Here is a 15,713-nt window from a genome sequence, read left to right on the forward strand (position 1 = left end):
CATGCACGCTTTGCAAGCCAAGATCCTCGACCCACGCATCGGTACCGAATTCCCGCCGCCGCAATACGCCACACCGGGCTCCGCCGGCCTCGACCTGCGCGCCATGCTGCAAGAGGACATCGTGATCAAGCCGGGTGAAACCGTGCTGATCCCTACCGGTCTGTCGGTCTATATCGGCGATCCGAACCTCGCCGCGTTGATCCTGCCGCGTTCGGGCATGGGCCATAAGCACGGGATCGTGCTGGGCAACCTCGTCGGCCTGATCGACTCCGACTACCAGGGCCCGCTGATGGTGTCCTGCTGGAACCGTGGCCAGACCGAATTCACCATGCCGGTCGGCGAGCGCCTGGCTCAACTGGTACTGGTACCCGTGGTGCAGGCGCACTTCGAAATGGTTGAAGAGTTCGTCGAGACCGAGCGCGGCACGGGTGGTTTCGGCCATTCCGGCACCAAGTGATCGACTAGAAAATCGTCGTGGCGAGGGCCTTTTCCTCGCCACGAATTTCAAATTGTCATCTGCAAGGTTTAGCGCCGAAAATCAAGGCATTGACAGGCCAAAGCCACGCCGCACAAGGCGTCATGGCCCTTTCACACCACGAACTCTCTGTGAAAACCGCCGTCATACCCTTCAGTATGAGCTTGCCGTCGAATGAATCGTCGGTGTGTCCAGCCACTTTCGAGATGGAGCATTTTCGCAGATGAGCACCCCCGCCCAAGTCGCCCCGAAGCTTCCCGACAGCATCTTCCGCGCCTACGACATTCGCGGCACCGTGCCGGAATTCCTAAATGCCGAAACCGCCTACTGGATCGGCCGCGCCATCGGCTCCCAGAGCCTGGCCCAGGGCGAGCCGAACGTGTCCGTCGGTCGTGACGGCCGCCTGTCCGGCCCGGAACTGGTTGCCGAACTGATCCGCGGTATCGCCGAAAGCGGCTGCCACGTCAGCGACGTCGGCCTGGTGCCGACCCCGGCGCTCTACTACGCCGCCAATGTGCTGGCCGGCAAATCCGGCGTGATGCTCACCGGCAGCCACAACCCGTCGAACTACAACGGCTTCAAGATCGTGATCGCCGGCGACACCCTCGCCAACGAACAGATCCAGGCCCTGCACGAGCGCCTCAAAACCGGCAACCTGAGCAGCGGCACGGGCAGCGTGACCCAGGTCGAGATCCTCGACCGCTACAACACCGAAATCGTCCAGGACATCAAACTGGCCCGGCGCCTGAAAGTCGTGGTGGATTGCGGCAACGGCGCGGCCGGCGTGATCGCCCCGCAATTGATCGAAGCGCTGAACTGCGAAGTCATCCCGCTGTTCTGCGAAGTCGACGGCAACTTCCCGAACCATCACCCGGATCCGGGCAAGCCTGAGAACCTCGTCGACCTGATCGCCAAGGTCAAGGAAACCCAAGCTGACATCGGCCTGGCCTTTGACGGTGACGGCGACCGCGTCGGTGTGGTGACCAACACCGGCACCATCGTCTTTCCGGACCGTCTGCTGATGCTGTTCGCCCGTGACGTGGTGGCGCGCAACCCGGACGCGGAAATCATCTTCGACGTCAAATGCACCCGTCGCCTGATCCCGCTGATCAAGGAATATGGCGGTCGGCCGCTAATGTGGAAGACCGGTCACTCGTTGATCAAAAAGAAAATGAAACAGTCCGGCGCACTGCTGGCCGGCGAAATGAGCGGGCACATTTTCTTCAAGGAACGCTGGTTCGGTTTCGACGACGGCATTTACAGCGCCGCACGGCTGCTGGAAATCCTCAGCAAGGAAAAATCTTCGGCCGAGGAGCTGTTCGCGACCTTCCCGAACGATATTTCCACGCCGGAAATCAATATCCATGTGACCGAAGAGAGCAAATTCAGCATCATTGATGCACTGCACGATGCGCAGTGGGGCCCAGGCGCCGACCTGACCACCATTGACGGCGTGCGGGTCGACTACGCCAAAGGCTGGGGCCTGGTGCGCGCGTCCAACACCACACCGGTGCTGGTGCTGCGCTTCGAGGCCGATGACGAGGCGGAACTGCAGCGCATCAAGGCTGTGTTCCATGCCCAACTGAAACGCGTTGCACCTGATCTCCAACTACCGTTCTGATTGCTGATTCACCCGGAGCCCTGAATGACCCTCGAACGCGATGCCGCCGCCAACACTGCCAAGGTCCTGTCCGAAGCGCTGCCTTACATCCGCCGATACGTCGGCAAGACCCTGGTGATCAAATACGGCGGCAACGCGATGGAAAGCGAGGAGCTGAAAACCGGCTTCGCCCGCGACATCGTGCTGATGAAGGCCGTGGGCATCAACCCGGTGGTCGTGCACGGCGGTGGCCCGCAGATCGGTGATCTGCTCAAGCGCCTGTCGATCGAAAGCCATTTCGTCGACGGCATGCGCGTCACCGATGCCGCGACCATGGACGTGGTGGAAATGGTCCTCGGCGGTCAGGTCAACAAAAGCATCGTCAACCTGATCAACCGTCACGGCGGCAGTGCCATCGGCCTGACCGGTAAAGACGCCGGGCTGATTCGCGCGAAGAAGCTCACCGTCACCCGCCAGACCCCCGAGATGACCCAGCCGGAAATCATCGACATCGGCCATGTGGGCGAAGTGGTCGGAATCAACACCGAACTGCTGAACCTGCTGGTCAAAGGCAACTTCATCCCGGTGATCGCACCGATCGGTGTGGGTGAAAACGGCGAGTCGTACAACATCAACGCTGACCTGGTGGCCGGCAAGGTTGCCGAAGCGCTGAAAGCCGAGAAGCTGATGCTGCTGACCAACATCGCCGGCCTGATGGACAAGTCGGGCACCGTACTGACCGGCCTGAGCACCCAGCAGGTCGACGACCTGATCGCCGACGGCACCATCTACGGCGGCATGCTGCCGAAGATCCGCTGCGCGCTGGAAGCGGTACAGGGCGGCGTTGGCAGTTCGCTGATCATCGACGGTCGCGTGCCGAACGCGATCCTGCTGGAAATCTTCACCGACACCGGTGTGGGTACGCTGATCAGCAATCGCAAGCGTCCATAAGCGCTCGCGCAAACAAAAAGACCCCGCTCAGCCTGGCTGAGCGGGGTCTTTTTTTGCCTGAAGCTGCGATCAGACGCCGAACTGGGCGCGGTATGCTTCAACGGCTGGCAGGTGCTGCTTGAGCTGCGGATCGTCAGCCAGGAATTCCAGTACCTGGTTCAGCGACACGATGCTGATGACCGGGATACCGAAATCACGCTCGACTTCCTGAATCGCCGACAGCTCGCCGTTGCCGCGCTCCTGACGGTTGAGGGCGATCAGCACACCGGCGGCCTTGGCGCCGTCCTGGGAAGCAATGATCTGCATCACTTCACGGATCGCGGTGCCGGCGGTGATCACGTCGTCAATGATCAGCACTTCACCGGTCAGCGGTGCGCCGACCAGGCTGCCGCCTTCGCCGTGGGCCTTGGCTTCCTTGCGGTTGAAGCACCATGGCAGATCACGGTTGTGGTGTTCGGCCAGCGCCACGGCAGTGGTTGCCGCCAGCGGGATGCCTTTGTAGGCCGGGCCGAACAGCACGTCGAACGGAATGCCGCTCTCGGCGATGGCTGCGGCGTAGAAACGCCCCAGCTGCGCCAGCGCGGAACCCGAGTTGAACAGGCCGGCATTGAAGAAGTAAGGACTGGTGCGCCCGGACTTCAGGGTGAACTCACCGAAGCGCAAAACGCCGCGATCGATGGCAAAACGAATGAAATCGCGCTGATACGCTTGCATGAAAAAAACCCCAAATACCACGGATTTAGCTAATTAGCTTGACGCCGTGTATCATACACGCACGCGATTTTTGGGGCCATTTATGCGGATCATCAGTGTGAACGTCAATGGTATTCAGGCTGCAGTCGAGCGCGGTTTGCTCAGTTGGCTGCAGGCACAGAATGCCGACGTCATCTGCCTGCAGGACACCCGTGCCTCCGCCTTTGAACTGGACGACCCAGCCTTCCAACTGGATGGCTACTTCCTTTATGCCTGCGATGCTGAAGTCCCTGCCCAAGGCGGCGTGGCTTTGTATTCGCGGTTGCAACCGAAGGCTGTCATCAGCGGTCTCGGTTTCGAGACGGCCGACCGCTACGGGCGCTACCTGCAAGCAGATTTCGACAAAGTCAGTATTGCCACCTTGCTGCTTCCTTCGGGGATGAACGGCGATGAGGACTTGAACCAGAAGTTCAAGCTCATGGACGACTTCGGCAAGTACCTGGACAAACAGCGGCGCAAACGTCGCGAGTACATTTATTGTGGCTCGCTGTACGTCGCGCAGCAGAAGCTCGACATCAAAAACTGGCGCGACAGCCAGCAATCACCGGGCTTCCTGGCGCCGGAACGCGCCTGGATGGACGAGATTGTCGGCAACATGGGCTACGTAGATGCCCTGCGCGAAGTCAGCCGCGAAGGCGACCAGTACAGCTGGTGGCCGGACAACGAACAGGCCGAGATGCTGAATCTGGGCTGGCGCTTCGACTACCAGATCCTGACTCCAGGGCTGCGGCGCTTCGTGCGCAGCGCACGCCTGCCACGTCAGCCACGGTTCTCGCAGCATGCGCCGCTGATCGTCGACTACGACTGGACGCTGACCATCTAAGCGGCCTTTCGCAGACACAAAAAAACCGACATCACTGTCGGTTTTTTTGTGGGCGATCGTTCGTTATTTGATCAACCGCCAGGTGAACGGATAACGGTACGGGAAACCTTCGTTGGCTTTCACCCCGCCGATAATCGTCAACACCAGCGCCGCGATGGCCAGCAGGCCAAACAGCACGAACCCGATGAGCAACAGCATCAGCACGAAGCAGATCATCGAAGCGATCGCCACAGTGATCTGAAAATTCAGCGCTTCCTTGCCCTGGGCGTCGATGAACGGATCGGTCTCGCGCTTCATCTGCCACAGAACCAGCGGCCCGATCAGCGTGCCGAACGGAATCCAGATCCCCAGCAAGGCGGACAAGTGACAAAACATGGCCCATTGGCGAACCTCCTGGCTCGGTTTGGGCAGCAACTCTTGCTCATCACTCATTGCGTCCTCCTTGCGGGTTACGAACCTGCTCAGTCGGCCAGTGCAGCCTTTTGCAGTTCGAAGATTTCGTTCATGCCTTTCTTCGCCAGTTCCAGCATCGCGTTCAGCTCTTCAGGCTGGAACGGGGCGCCTTCGGCAGTGCCCTGCACTTCGATGAAACCACCGGTGCTGGTCATCACCACGTTGAGGTCGGTCTCGGCGGCGGAATCTTCAAGATAGTCCAGATCCAGCACCGGCTCGCCCTGGTACATGCCCACGGAAACGGCGCCGATCATTTGCTTGAGCGGGTCGCCGCCTTTCAGGCCGCCGCGCTTCTTGATCACTTTCAGTGCATCGACCAGCGCAACCATGGCGCCGGTGATCGACGCGGTGCGGGTACCGCCATCGGCCTGGATCACGTCGCAGTCGACGTACAGGGTGACGTCGCCCAGCTTGGACATGTCCAGCGCAGCGCGCAGGGAACGGCCGATCAGGCGCTGGATTTCCAGGGTACGACCACCCTGCTTGCCACGGCTGGCTTCACGCTGGTTACGCTCGCCAGTGGCGCGCGGCAGCATGCCGTATTCGGCGGTCAGCCAACCCTGGCCCTGGCCTTTAAGGAAACGCGGCACGCCGTTTTCGACGCTGACGGTGCAGATGACTTTGGTATCACCGAATTCGACCAGTACGGATCCCTCGGCGTGTTTGGTGTAGTTGCGGGTAATGCGGATCGAGCGGAGCTGATCGGCAGCGCGACCACTTGGACGTTTCATAGGAGATACCTGTACTGGGGACGGAAAACTGCGGAGCATTATAGAGCCGCGCACCGCGCCTGGGCACTCGTTAAAAAATCCGGCCGACGACCGAAGGCCCTGAAACGCGCTTCGCCGACGGCCTGCAGCCCTTTGTCACACCGTGTGTTTGGGCGCATCTGCCGCACTGCGCTACAATCCTGCGCCTTTGCTGCCAGTCGGCTTAAATTCATTGATATCGAGCTGCGGAGCTTCCATTCGCGCCGATCTGTATCGCGAGGTCACCCCATGGTGCACAGCATGACCGCCTTCGCCCGCGTCGAAAAAGCCGGCGTTCAGGGCACCCTGAGCTGGGAACTGCGCTCGGTCAACAGCCGCTACCTGGAACCCCACCTGCGCCTGCCGGAGTCGTTTCGCGACCTCGAAGGCGCCGTCCGCGAAGCCCTGCGCCAGGGCCTGTCGCGCGGCAAACTGGAATGCACCCTGCGTTTCACCGAGGAAAGCACCGGCAAGCCGCTGCAAGTGGATCGCGAGCGCGCCGCGCAACTGGTCGCCGCGGCCGAAACCGTTGCCGGCCTGATCAAGAACCCGGCCGCGCTGAACCCGCTGGAAGTGCTGGCCTGGCCGGGCGTACTGGTCGCCGACGCCACCGACCCGCAGGCGTTGAACGCCGAGGCGCTGGCTCTGTTCAATCAAGGCCTGAAAGACCTCAAGGCCGGCCGCGAACGCGAAGGCGCGGAGCTGGCCCGCCTGATCAACGACCGCCTGACCTCCATCGAGGAAGACGTGGTGACCCTGCGCGAACTGGTTCCGCAGATGCTCGCTACCCAGCGCCAGAAAGTCCTCGACCGTTTCGCCGACATGAAGGCCGAGATGGACCCGCAGCGTCTGGAACAGGAAATGGTCATGCTCGCACAAAAGAGCGACGTGGCCGAAGAACTGGATCGCCTGAGCACCCACATCATCGAAGTTCGCCGGGTGCTCAAGTCCGGCGGTGCCGCCGGCCGGCGCCTGGACTTCCTGATGCAGGAGCTCAACCGCGAAGCCAACACACTGGGCTCCAAGGCCTTCGACCCGCGCAGCACCCAGGCGGCGGTCAACCTCAAGGTGTTGATCGAGCAGATGCGCGAACAAGTGCAGAATATTGAGTAAGGCTACCCCCGACATGACCCACAGCACCGGCACCCTGTACATCATTTCCGCCCCTTCGGGCGCGGGCAAGAGCAGCCTGGTCAAGGCCCTGACCGACGCCAACCCGGAAATCCGCGTCTCGATTTCCCACACCACCCGCGCCATGCGCCCGGGCGAAGTGGACGGCGTGAACTATCACTTCGTAACCCGCGAAGAGTTCGTGAAGATGGGCGAGCACGGCGACTTCCTGGAACGCGCCGAAGTCTTCGGCAACTTCTACGGCACCTCACAAAGCCGCCTGCAGCAGACCCTGGACGAAGGTCACGACCTGATTCTCGAGATCGACTGGCAAGGCGCCGAGCAAGTGCGAAAGCTGATGCCGCAGGCCCGTTCGATCTTCATCCTGCCGCCATCGCTGCAGGCCCTGCACCAACGCCTGACCAACCGTGGCCAGGACAGCGACGAGATCATCGACGGCCGGATGCGTGAAGCGGTCAGCGAGATGAGCCACTACGTCGAGTACGACTACCTGATCATCAATGACGATTTCGCCCACGCGCTGGACGATCTGAAAGCGATTTTCCGCGCCAATCAGCTGCAACAGAAACGCCAACAGGTGCGTTTCGGCAAATTGCTGGCTGAATTGCTGGGCTGAAACAGCACTTCCCAAAACCGCTGCAAGGGCTTTACATTGGCACTTGCAGCGCGTTGAAGAGTCTGGTCAAAAAATCAGCGCTTCCCTAATCGCTGGTGATTTTTTAAACTGTTGAGTCCGCTCGCCCAACCGGGCAGCGCGCATATTGCATTCGCTCCGAGGAATACCATGGCCCGCGTAACCGTTGAAGACTGCCTAGAACACGTGGAAAACCGCTTTGAGCTGGTCATGCTCTCTACCAAGCGTGCCCGTCAACTGGCCACCGGCGGCAAAGAGCCCCTGGTTCAGTGGGAAAACGACAAACCGACCGTAGTTGCGCTGCGTGAAATCGCTGAAGGCCTGATGAGCTACGAGTTCATCGCCGAGCAGGAAATCGTCCACGAAGACCCTGTCTTCGCTGCGTTCGAGGACGAGTCCAACGAGGCCGTCTAAGCCTATGCCTGGTCGACGTAGCACGGCGCGGGATCACAGCCTACGGCAGGAGACATCATGCCGAGCATAGACGCCCTCGCCGATCGCTTATCGACCTACCTCGGCAATGACCAGGTCAACCTGGTCCGCCGAGCGTATTTCTACGCCGAACAAGCCCACGACGGCCAACGCCGCCGCAGCGGCGAGGCGTACGTCACGCATCCTCTTGCCGTGGCCAATATTCTTGCCGACATGCACATGGACCATCAGAGCCTGATGGCCGCGATGCTGCATGACGTGATCGAAGACACCGGTATCGCCAAGGAAGCGCTGCAAGCGCAGTTCGGTGAAACCGTGGCCGAACTGGTCGACGGGGTCAGCAAACTGACCCAGATGAACTTCGAAACCAAGGCTGAAGCCCAGGCGGAAAACTTCCAGAAGATGGCCATGGCCATGGCGCGCGACATTCGCGTGATCCTGGTCAAGCTCGCCGACCGTCTGCACAACATGCGTACGCTGGAAGTGCTGTCCGGCGAAAAACGCCGACGCATCGCTAAGGAAACCCTCGAGATCTACGCACCCATCGCCAACCGGCTGGGCATGCACGCGATCCGCATCGAGTTCGAAGACCTCGGCTTCAAGGCGATGCACCCGATGCGTTCCGCGCGGATCTACCAGGCGGTCAAGCGCGCCCGGGGCAACCGCAAGGAAATCGTCAACAAGATCGAAGAATCCCTCGGCCACTGCCTCGCCATCGACGGCATCCAGGGTGAAGTCAGCGGTCGCCAGAAACACCTCTACGGCATCTACAAGAAAATGCGCGGCAAGCGTCGGGCCTTCAACGAGATCATGGACGTCTATGCGTTCCGGATCATCGTCGACAAGGTCGATACCTGCTACCGCGTGCTGGGTGCCGTACATAATTTGTACAAACCGTTGCCGGGGCGCTTCAAGGATTACATCGCGATCCCCAAGGCCAACGGCTATCAGTCGCTGCACACCACGCTGTTCGGCATGCACGGTGTACCGATCGAGATCCAGATCCGCACCCGTGAAATGGAAGAGATGGCCAACAACGGCATCGCCGCCCATTGGCTGTACAAATCCAGCGGCGACGAGCAGCCGAAAGGCACCCATGCCCGCGCCCGTCAGTGGGTCAAGGGCGTGCTGGAGATGCAGCAACGCGCCGGCAACTCGCTGGAATTCATCGAGAGCGTAAAGATCGACCTGTTCCCGGACGAGGTTTACGTGTTCACGCCCAAAGGCCGGATCATGGAGCTGCCCAAAGGCTCCACGGCGGTCGACTTTGCCTACGCGGTACACACCGACGTCGGCAACAGCTGCATCGCCTGCCGGATCAACCGTCGTCTCGCACCGCTGTCCGAACCGCTGCAAAGCGGCTCCACGGTCGAGATCGTCAGCGCCCCCGGCGCGCGGCCGAACCCGGCGTGGCTCAACTTCGTGGTCACCGGCAAGGCGCGCACACACATCCGCCATGCGCTGAAACTGCAGCGCCGCTCCGAATCCATCAGCCTCGGCGAACGCCTGCTGAACAAGGTGCTCAACGGCTTCGACAGCGCGCTGGAACAGATTCCGGCCGAACGCGTGAAGGCGATGCTCACCGAGTACCGCCTCGAACTGATCGAAGACTTGCTGGAAGACATCGGCCTCGGCAACCGCATGGCCTACGTCGTGGCGCGCCGCCTGCTCGGCGAAGGCGAGCAACTGCCAAGCCCGGAAGGCCCGCTGGCGATTCGCGGCACCGAAGGTTTGGTCCTCAGTTATGCCAAATGCTGCACGCCGATCCCGGGCGACCCGATTGTCGGTCACCTGTCGGCGGGCAAAGGCATGGTCGTGCACCTGGACAACTGCCGCAACATCAGCGAAATCCGCCACAACCCGGAAAAATGCATCCAGCTCTCGTGGGCCAAGGATGTCACCGGCGAATTCAACGTCGAACTGCGCGTCGAGCTGGAACACCAGCGCGGCCTGATCGCCCTGCTGGCCAGCAGCGTCAACGCAGCCGACGGCAATATCGAGAAAATCAGCATGGACGAACGCGATGGCCGCATCAGCGTTGTCCAGTTGGTGGTCAGCGTCCACGACCGTGTGCACCTGGCCCGCGTGATCAAGAAACTGCGCGCCCTGACCGGGGTGATCCGCATCACCCGCATGCGTGCATAACTCAAACATTACAAGGAGTCATACATGACCAAGACTGTTATCACCAGCGACAAGGCCCCGGCCGCCATCGGTACTTACTCTCAGGCGATCAAGGCCGGTAACACCGTTTATATGTCGGGTCAGATTCCCCTCGATCCAAAAACCATGGAACTGGTCGAAGGCTTCGAAGCCCAGACCGTCCAGGTGTTCGAGAACCTGAAAGCCGTGGCCGAAGCCGCCGGCGGCTCGTTCAAGGACATCGTCAAGCTGAACATCTTCCTCACCGACCTGAGCCACTTCGCCAAGGTCAACGAGATCATGGGCAAGTACTTCGACCAGCCGTACCCGGCGCGCGCCGCCATCGGCGTGGCAGCCCTGCCAAAGGGTTCGCAGGTTGAAATGGATGCCATTCTGGTCATCGAGTAATGCGCACGGCGCGGCCCTAGACGCCGCGCCGACTGCTCTGCGGTAAAGAAAAGGTTTTGAAAGGATTCCACCATGCGCAAAGCGCTTGCTCTCTCGCTGCTCGCCATTTTCCTCGGCGGTTGCGCCAGCAACCCTGCCGACCGTGACATCAGCGGTACCTGGATCAATCAGGTCGCCATCGATGCCGCTGCCAAGGGCGGCCCCCTGCGCGAAGCGCTTCAGGCTTACGGCCCGAACCTGGAGTGGGACGTCAACACCAAGGCCGGTCAGGCCCGCTACACCAACGGTTTCGAAAACGTCGAAGGTCGCCTGCTCGGCGAACAGTCCGGTGTCTGGAAAGTCGATTTCTATGGCAGCTCCGCCAGCGAGCTGAAACGTGATGGTGGTCAACTGCAACAAGCCGCCAATGAAAACGAACCGGAACAGGTCTTCGACCGCGCACAGATTCCGGTGCCGGAAGGCGCACCGATCGGCGCCAGCTTCGAACGCGCACTGTATTCCGCTTATCTGGGCGGCAACTGGACGATCACCAGCGGCCAGGGCGAAGGCGCCACCGTGCAATTCCAGGCTGACGGACAAGTCTCCGGCCTGCCGGGCGCCGACCGCTATGCGCTGTGCCTCGCAGGCGATTGCGCATCGATGAGCAGCGGCAACGACAGCATGTGGTTGCAGCAGAACGGTCAGGGCAATAACTGGATCTTTGTGCGCAAGGGCAAAGAGCTGGAAATCCTGCAGGCCGTGAACACCGCGCTGGCGGACGAACAACCGCAGTTCACCCCGGGTGAACGCAAGTGGTTGCTCGAGAAGCAGTGATCGGCGCTTGAGACAAAAAAAGGCGGGAGCAAACATTTGCTCCCGCCTTTTTTACGCCTGAAGATCAGCAGCGCCCCTCAAGAATCGCGGCATACCCCTCGCGATAACTCGGATACTTCGGCACCCAACCCAGCGCCTTCGCCCGGGCATTGCTGCAACGCTTGCTGCCGGTGCGACGCACGCTCTCGTCTTCCGACCATTCGGTGACACCCAGATAATCACGCAGCCACGCCACCACTTCGGCCAGCGGCGCCGGCGCATCGTCCACGCCGATATAGATGTCATCCAGCGTCACGCCCTTGCGAGCCGCGTCCAGCAAGAACGCCATCAACCCCGCCGCGTCATCGGCATGGATGCGATTGCCATACAGCGGTGGATCGACCGCCACCCGATAACCCCGACGCACCTGGGTCAGCAGCCACTCACGGCCGGGGCCGTAAATACCGGTCAGGCGCACGATGCTCGCGGGGATGCCAGAGTTGAGCGCAACCTGCTCGGCCTCCAGCATCAATCGACCGGAATAACCCGCAGCGACAGTTTCGGATTTTTCATCGACCCATTCGCCGTTCTGCTGCCCGTAAACACTGCTGCTGGAAACGAACAGCAGCCGCTCCGGCTCCTGACCGTAATCGTTCAGCCAACCCAGCACATGCTGCAAACCCTGCACATACGCCGAGCGATAACCGGCCTCATCGTGATCAGTGGCCGCCGCGCTATACACCAGGTAATCGATAGCGCCCACCGGCCACGTCTCGGGGCAATCCTCATTGAACAAGTCACCGGCCACACCGATAACGCCGTCCGGCAAACGTGAAATATCACGGCGCAGGCCGTAGACCTGGAAGCCGGCAGCCAGCAATTGCGTGGCCAGACGGCTGCCGACATCACCGCAACCGGCGATCAAAACAGAAGGCGCGGACATCAAAAATCTCCCATCGGAAAGCGACAGACTAGCCTCGACAAGGGACGAGCGGCTAGCAATGAAGAAAAAAAAGCAACTCTATTACTTCTGTTAACAAGAATTACTTGCAATAATGCACGCCACTTTTGTTCTCGGCCTCACGAGGCCTGGAAGAGCATTACCGTTTTTCTATCTCAGGTCCGGCCAGCATGACACGCATTCAAAACTCCGCTTCGCCAACCAACCGACCTCGCGCCTGGAGCGCCGTGGCTGCCCTGCTGCTCAGCCTGATGCTCGCGCCAGTCGCCGCATTCGCTGACGCCCAGGCCCCTGCCGCGCCAGCCGCCACCGAGCAAAGCGCTCCGGCCGCCGCACCTGCCGCGACCGACCCGGTGCAGGCCGTAGAGGCCAGCGCCGCCGACGCGCCGGAAGTCCTCGAAGCCGACAACACTCTGGGCATGGCCCACGACCTGTCGCCATGGGGCATGTACCAGAACGCCGACGTGATCGTTAAAGCCGTGATGATCGGCCTGGCCATCGCCTCGATCATCACCTGGACCATCTGGATCGCCAAGGGTTTCGAGCTGATGGGCGCCAAGCGTCGTCTGCGCGGCGAGATTGCCGCCCTGAAAAAAGCCGCCACGCTCAAAGAGGCCAGCGCCACCGCCGCGAAGGAAGGCACCCTCGCCAACCTGCTGGTACACGACGCGCTGGAAGAAATGCGCCTGTCGACCAACGCCCGCGAGAAAGAAGGCATCAAGGAACGCGTCAGCTTCCGCCTCGAGCGCCTGGTTGCCGCCTGTGGCCGCAACATGAGCAGCGGCACCGGCGTCCTCGCCACCATCGGTTCCACCGCACCGTTCGTCGGTCTGTTCGGTACCGTGTGGGGCATCATGAACAGCTTCATCGGCATCGCCAAAACCCAGACCACCAACCTTGCCGTCGTAGCACCGGGTATCGCTGAAGCGCTGCTGGCTACCGCACTGGGTCTGGTAGCCGCGATTCCTGCCGTGGTCATCTACAACGTCTTCGCCCGCTCCATCGCCGGTTACAAGGCTCAGGTGTCCGATGCGTCAGCTCAGGTGCTGCTGCTGGTCAGCCGCGACCTCGACCACCAGCCTGAGCGCAACAGCTCGCAACCGCACATGGTGAAAGTGGGGTAATCGGCCATGGGCCTGCATTTGAAAGAAGGCGCAGACGACGATCTGGCCGAGAACCACGAAATCAACGTCACGCCGTTCATCGACGTGATGCTGGTGCTGTTGATCATCTTCATGGTGGCCGCGCCGCTGGCCACCGTGGACATCAAGGTTGACCTGCCTGCCTCGACCGCCAAACCGGCGCCGCGGCCGGAGAAACCGGTGTTCCTCAGCGTGAAGGCTGACCAGCGCCTGTTCCTGGGCGATGACGAAGTGAAAGCCGAAACCCTCGGCGCCGCACTCGACGCCAAGACCCAGGGCAAGAAAGACACGACGATCTTCTTCCAGGCCGACAAAGGCGTGGATTACGGCGACCTGATGAGCGTGATGGATAACCTGCGCGCCGCCGGTTACCTGAAGGTCGGTCTGGTCGGACTCGAGAGCGCAGTCAAGAAATGATCACGACGCGCCATAAGCTGACGCGTTACAGCGGTAGCCTGGCCGTGGTGCTGGGTGTTCACGCGCTGGCCATCGCGCTGGCGCTGAACTGGACCGTACGCCCGCCCATCGAATTGCCGCCGCAGGCAATGATGGTCGAGCTGGCACCGGTTCCGGCCCCACCACCGCCCGCACCGCCGAAAGTCGTCACGCCACCGCAGCCACCGGCTCCGGTTGAAGAACTGCCGATCCCGAAACTGGCCGAAGCGCCGAAAGCCGAGATCGCGGTGCAGAAACCGAAACCCAAGCCGAAACCCAAACCGCCGAAGCCGATCGAGAAGAAACTGCCCGATCCGCCGAAGGAGAAACCGTCCGAAGAGAAGCCGGCCGATACCCAGCCGACTCAGGCCCCGACGGAGAAATCCGCCCAGCCTGCACCGGGCCCGTCGCCTGCACAATTGGCCGCCAAGGCCAGCTGGCAAGGCACCCTGCTCGCGCATCTGGCCAAATACAAGAAGTACCCGGCCAGCGCTCAGGCACGGGGCAAGGAAGGCTTGAACCGGTTGCGTTTCGTGGTCGATGGCGAAGGCAACGTGCTGTCGTTCGAACTGGTGGGCCGCTCCGGCAACGCCGATCTGGACCGGGCCACCCTGGAAATGATCCGCCGCGCCCAACCGCTGCCCAAGCCGCCGGCCGACATGCTGACCAATGGCGCGATCGAAATCGTTGCGCCGTTTGTGTACTCGCTGGAACGCCGCCGCTGATCCGCACTCGCGGATCCCGGCCTGATCCAGCCCAAAAGGCACCGAAAGGTGCCTTTTGCTTATCCATCCACGGCAAACCGGCATTGCCCGGTGTCGCATTCATCACTCAGTCTGATAACGTGCGTCTATCGATTGCAGCCGGTATGCTTGGCCCGCATCTTCATGGACGCTTGCTATGACCCTCACAGAATTACGCTACATCGTTACCCTCGCCCAAGAGCAGCATTTCGGCCACGCGGCCGAGCGTTGCCACGTCAGCCAGCCGACCCTGTCGGTGGGCGTGAAAAAGCTTGAAGACGAACTCGGTGTGCTGATTTTCGAGCGCAGCAAAAGCGCCGTGCGCCTGACCCCGGTCGGAGAAGGCATCGTCGCCCAGGCGCAGAAAGTGCTGGAGCAGGCCCAGGGCATCCGCGAACTGGCCCAGGCCGGCAAGAACCAGCTGACCGCCCCGCTGAAAGTCGGCGCGATCTACACCGTCGGCCCGTACCTGTTCCCGCACCTGATTCCGCAACTGCACCGGGTCGCCCCGCAGATGCCGTTGTACATCGAAGAAAACTTCACCCACGTGCTGCGCGACAAACTGCGCAACGGCGAACTGGACGCGATCATCATCGCCCTGCCGTTCAACGAAGCCGACGTGCTGACCCTGCAACTCTACGACGAGCCGTTCTACGTCCTGATGCCTGCCCAGCACCCGTGGACCCAGAAAGAATCCATCGACGCCGCGCTGCTCAACGACAAGAGCCTGCTGCTGCTCGGTGAAGGCCACTGCTTCCGCGATCAGGTGCTGGAAGCCTGCCCGACCCTGACCAAGGGCAACGACGGCGCCAAGCACACCACGGTCGAATCCAGCTCGCTGGAAACCATTCGTCACATGGTCGCGTCCGGTCTGGGCATCTCGATCCTGCCGCTGTCGGCGGTGGATAGCCATCACTACGCTCCGGGCGTGATCGAAGTGCGCCCGCTGTCGGCACCAGTGCCGTTCCGCACCGTGGCCATCGCCTGGCGCGCCAGTTTCCCACGGCCGAAAGCCATCGAGATCCTCGCCGACTCCATTCGCCTGTGCTCGGTCGCCAAGCCTGCCGCGCCGGTCACGGCCGGTTAAGC

Annotated in this window: 17 protein-coding genes and 1 pseudogene; 14 read left to right on the forward strand and 4 right to left on the reverse strand. The window is 61.4% G+C overall.

Features of this window, described 5'->3' with window-relative positions:
- Position 1 precedes the first annotated feature (1 nt).
- The 3 genes and pseudogenes from dut to argB all read left to right on the forward strand — a co-directional run bounded on the left by dut (position 2) and on the right by argB (position 3,026).
- Complete coding sequence (gene dut / locus AC07XZ_RS02145) at positions 2-457, forward strand: dUTP diphosphatase (RefSeq protein WP_102685872.1); 456 nt, start codon at positions 2-4, stop codon at positions 455-457.
- 262 nt (positions 458-719) lie between these two features.
- A pseudogene (locus AC07XZ_RS02150) lies at positions 720-2,096 on the forward strand (phosphomannomutase/phosphoglucomutase); the annotation flags it as partial.
- A gap of 24 nt (positions 2,097-2,120) precedes the next feature.
- Positions 2,121-3,026, forward strand: a complete 906-nt coding sequence (gene argB / locus AC07XZ_RS02155) for an acetylglutamate kinase (RefSeq protein WP_007954443.1) — start codon at positions 2,121-2,123, stop codon at positions 3,024-3,026.
- A 69-nt stretch (positions 3,027-3,095) separates the two neighbouring features.
- Here the strand turns inward: argB and pyrE are convergent, their stop codons facing one another.
- A complete protein-coding gene (gene pyrE, locus AC07XZ_RS02160; RefSeq protein ID WP_007954442.1) occupies positions 3,096-3,740 on the reverse strand; it encodes an orotate phosphoribosyltransferase in 645 nt (214 codons plus the stop codon).
- Positions 3,741-3,822: 82 nt separating this feature from the next.
- Between pyrE and crc the strand changes: the two genes are divergently transcribed.
- Complete coding sequence (crc, locus tag AC07XZ_RS02165) at positions 3,823-4,602, forward strand: catabolite repression control protein Crc (RefSeq protein WP_007920349.1); 780 nt, start codon at positions 3,823-3,825, stop codon at positions 4,600-4,602.
- 63 nt (positions 4,603-4,665) lie between these two features.
- On the opposite strand, the gene AC07XZ_RS02170 is transcribed toward crc, so the two are convergent.
- Positions 4,666-5,034 carry a DUF4870 domain-containing protein gene (locus tag AC07XZ_RS02170; protein WP_007954441.1) on the reverse strand — a complete coding sequence of 123 codons (369 nt, stop codon included), beginning with the start codon at positions 5,032-5,034 and terminating at the stop codon, positions 4,666-4,668.
- A gap of 29 nt (positions 5,035-5,063) precedes the next feature.
- Positions 5,064-5,786 carry a ribonuclease PH gene (rph, locus tag AC07XZ_RS02175; protein ID WP_003229494.1) on the reverse strand — a complete coding sequence of 241 codons (723 nt, stop codon included), beginning with the start codon at positions 5,784-5,786 and terminating at the stop codon, positions 5,064-5,066.
- Positions 5,787-6,053: 267 nt separating this feature from the next.
- Between rph and AC07XZ_RS02180 the strand changes: the two genes are divergently transcribed.
- The 6 genes from AC07XZ_RS02180 (at position 6,054) to AC07XZ_RS02205 (ending at position 11,364) form a co-directional block, all read left to right on the forward strand.
- A complete protein-coding gene (locus AC07XZ_RS02180; RefSeq protein ID WP_007954440.1) occupies positions 6,054-6,917 on the forward strand; it encodes a YicC/YloC family endoribonuclease in 864 nt (287 codons plus the stop codon).
- Between the two features lie 13 nt (positions 6,918-6,930).
- The gene (gene gmk / locus AC07XZ_RS02185) at positions 6,931-7,551 is read left to right on the forward strand and encodes a guanylate kinase (protein ID WP_003229498.1); all 621 of its coding nucleotides are present in this window, start codon (positions 6,931-6,933) and stop codon (positions 7,549-7,551) included.
- Between the two features lie 168 nt (positions 7,552-7,719).
- A complete protein-coding gene (rpoZ, locus tag AC07XZ_RS02190; protein WP_003229503.1) occupies positions 7,720-7,983 on the forward strand; it encodes a DNA-directed RNA polymerase subunit omega in 264 nt (87 codons plus the stop codon).
- Between the two features lie 57 nt (positions 7,984-8,040).
- Positions 8,041-10,146 (forward strand): bifunctional GTP diphosphokinase/guanosine-3',5'-bis pyrophosphate 3'-pyrophosphohydrolase, encoded by a 2,106-nt coding sequence (gene spoT, locus AC07XZ_RS02195; protein WP_007954439.1) that lies wholly within the window; start codon positions 8,041-8,043, stop codon positions 10,144-10,146.
- 24 nt (positions 10,147-10,170) lie between these two features.
- A complete protein-coding gene (locus AC07XZ_RS02200) occupies positions 10,171-10,551 on the forward strand; it encodes a RidA family protein (RefSeq protein ID WP_003229509.1) in 381 nt (126 codons plus the stop codon).
- A 72-nt stretch (positions 10,552-10,623) separates the two neighbouring features.
- Entirely contained in the window at positions 10,624-11,364 is a 741-nt protein-coding gene (locus tag AC07XZ_RS02205; protein WP_102685873.1) for a putative periplasmic lipoprotein, read from the forward strand.
- 64 nt (positions 11,365-11,428) lie between these two features.
- On the opposite strand, the gene AC07XZ_RS02210 is transcribed toward AC07XZ_RS02205, so the two are convergent.
- Positions 11,429-12,286 (reverse strand): SDR family oxidoreductase, encoded by an 858-nt coding sequence (locus AC07XZ_RS02210; protein ID WP_102685874.1) that lies wholly within the window; start codon positions 12,284-12,286, stop codon positions 11,429-11,431.
- A 188-nt stretch (positions 12,287-12,474) separates the two neighbouring features.
- On the opposite strand from AC07XZ_RS02210, the gene exbB reads away from it, so the two are divergent.
- The 4 genes from exbB (at position 12,475) to AC07XZ_RS02230 (ending at position 15,711) form a co-directional block, all read left to right on the forward strand.
- A complete protein-coding gene (gene exbB / locus AC07XZ_RS02215) occupies positions 12,475-13,428 on the forward strand; it encodes a tonB-system energizer ExbB (RefSeq protein ID WP_007954433.1) in 954 nt (317 codons plus the stop codon).
- Positions 13,429-13,434: 6 nt separating this feature from the next.
- Positions 13,435-13,863, forward strand: coding sequence for a TonB system transport protein ExbD (exbD, locus tag AC07XZ_RS02220; RefSeq protein WP_011336565.1), 429 nt, complete (start codon positions 13,435-13,437; stop codon positions 13,861-13,863).
- Positions 13,860-14,606, forward strand: coding sequence for a TonB family protein (locus tag AC07XZ_RS02225; protein ID WP_102685875.1), 747 nt, complete (start codon positions 13,860-13,862; stop codon positions 14,604-14,606). Before exbD ends, AC07XZ_RS02225 begins: the two co-directional genes overlap by 4 nt.
- A gap of 175 nt (positions 14,607-14,781) precedes the next feature.
- Complete coding sequence (locus tag AC07XZ_RS02230) at positions 14,782-15,711, forward strand: hydrogen peroxide-inducible genes activator (protein WP_007954418.1); 930 nt, start codon at positions 14,782-14,784, stop codon at positions 15,709-15,711.
- The last annotated feature ends 2 nt before the right edge of the window (positions 15,712-15,713 follow it).

The sequence above is a fragment of the Pseudomonas sp. GW458-11-26-14-LB4 genome (assembly GCF_059423925.1).

Bases quoted from the DNA above. Each gene is read 5' to 3' on its own strand.
- dut (WP_102685872.1), top strand. From the start codon at position 2: ATGCACGCTTTGCAAGCCAAGATCCTCGACCCACGCATCGGTACCGAA.
- argB (WP_007954443.1), top strand. From the start codon at position 2,121: ATGACCCTCGAACGCGATGCCGCCGCCAACACTGCCAAGGTCCTGTCC.
- pyrE (WP_007954442.1), bottom strand. From the start codon at position 3,740: ATGCAAGCGTATCAGCGCGATTTCATTCGTTTTGCCATCGATCGCGGC.
- crc (WP_007920349.1), top strand. From the start codon at position 3,823: ATGCGGATCATCAGTGTGAACGTCAATGGTATTCAGGCTGCAGTCGAG.
- AC07XZ_RS02170 (WP_007954441.1), bottom strand. From the start codon at position 5,034: ATGAGTGATGAGCAAGAGTTGCTGCCCAAACCGAGCCAGGAGGTTCGC.
- rph (WP_003229494.1), bottom strand. From the start codon at position 5,786: ATGAAACGTCCAAGTGGTCGCGCTGCCGATCAGCTCCGCTCGATCCGC.
- AC07XZ_RS02180 (WP_007954440.1), top strand. From the start codon at position 6,054: ATGGTGCACAGCATGACCGCCTTCGCCCGCGTCGAAAAAGCCGGCGTT.
- gmk (WP_003229498.1), top strand. From the start codon at position 6,931: ATGACCCACAGCACCGGCACCCTGTACATCATTTCCGCCCCTTCGGGC.
- rpoZ (WP_003229503.1), top strand. From the start codon at position 7,720: ATGGCCCGCGTAACCGTTGAAGACTGCCTAGAACACGTGGAAAACCGC.
- spoT (WP_007954439.1), top strand. From the start codon at position 8,041: ATGCCGAGCATAGACGCCCTCGCCGATCGCTTATCGACCTACCTCGGC.
- AC07XZ_RS02200 (WP_003229509.1), top strand. From the start codon at position 10,171: ATGACCAAGACTGTTATCACCAGCGACAAGGCCCCGGCCGCCATCGGT.
- AC07XZ_RS02205 (WP_102685873.1), top strand. From the start codon at position 10,624: ATGCGCAAAGCGCTTGCTCTCTCGCTGCTCGCCATTTTCCTCGGCGGT.
- AC07XZ_RS02210 (WP_102685874.1), bottom strand. From the start codon at position 12,286: ATGTCCGCGCCTTCTGTTTTGATCGCCGGTTGCGGTGATGTCGGCAGC.
- exbB (WP_007954433.1), top strand. From the start codon at position 12,475: ATGACACGCATTCAAAACTCCGCTTCGCCAACCAACCGACCTCGCGCC.
- exbD (WP_011336565.1), top strand. From the start codon at position 13,435: ATGGGCCTGCATTTGAAAGAAGGCGCAGACGACGATCTGGCCGAGAAC.
- AC07XZ_RS02225 (WP_102685875.1), top strand. From the start codon at position 13,860: ATGATCACGACGCGCCATAAGCTGACGCGTTACAGCGGTAGCCTGGCC.
- AC07XZ_RS02230 (WP_007954418.1), top strand. From the start codon at position 14,782: ATGACCCTCACAGAATTACGCTACATCGTTACCCTCGCCCAAGAGCAG.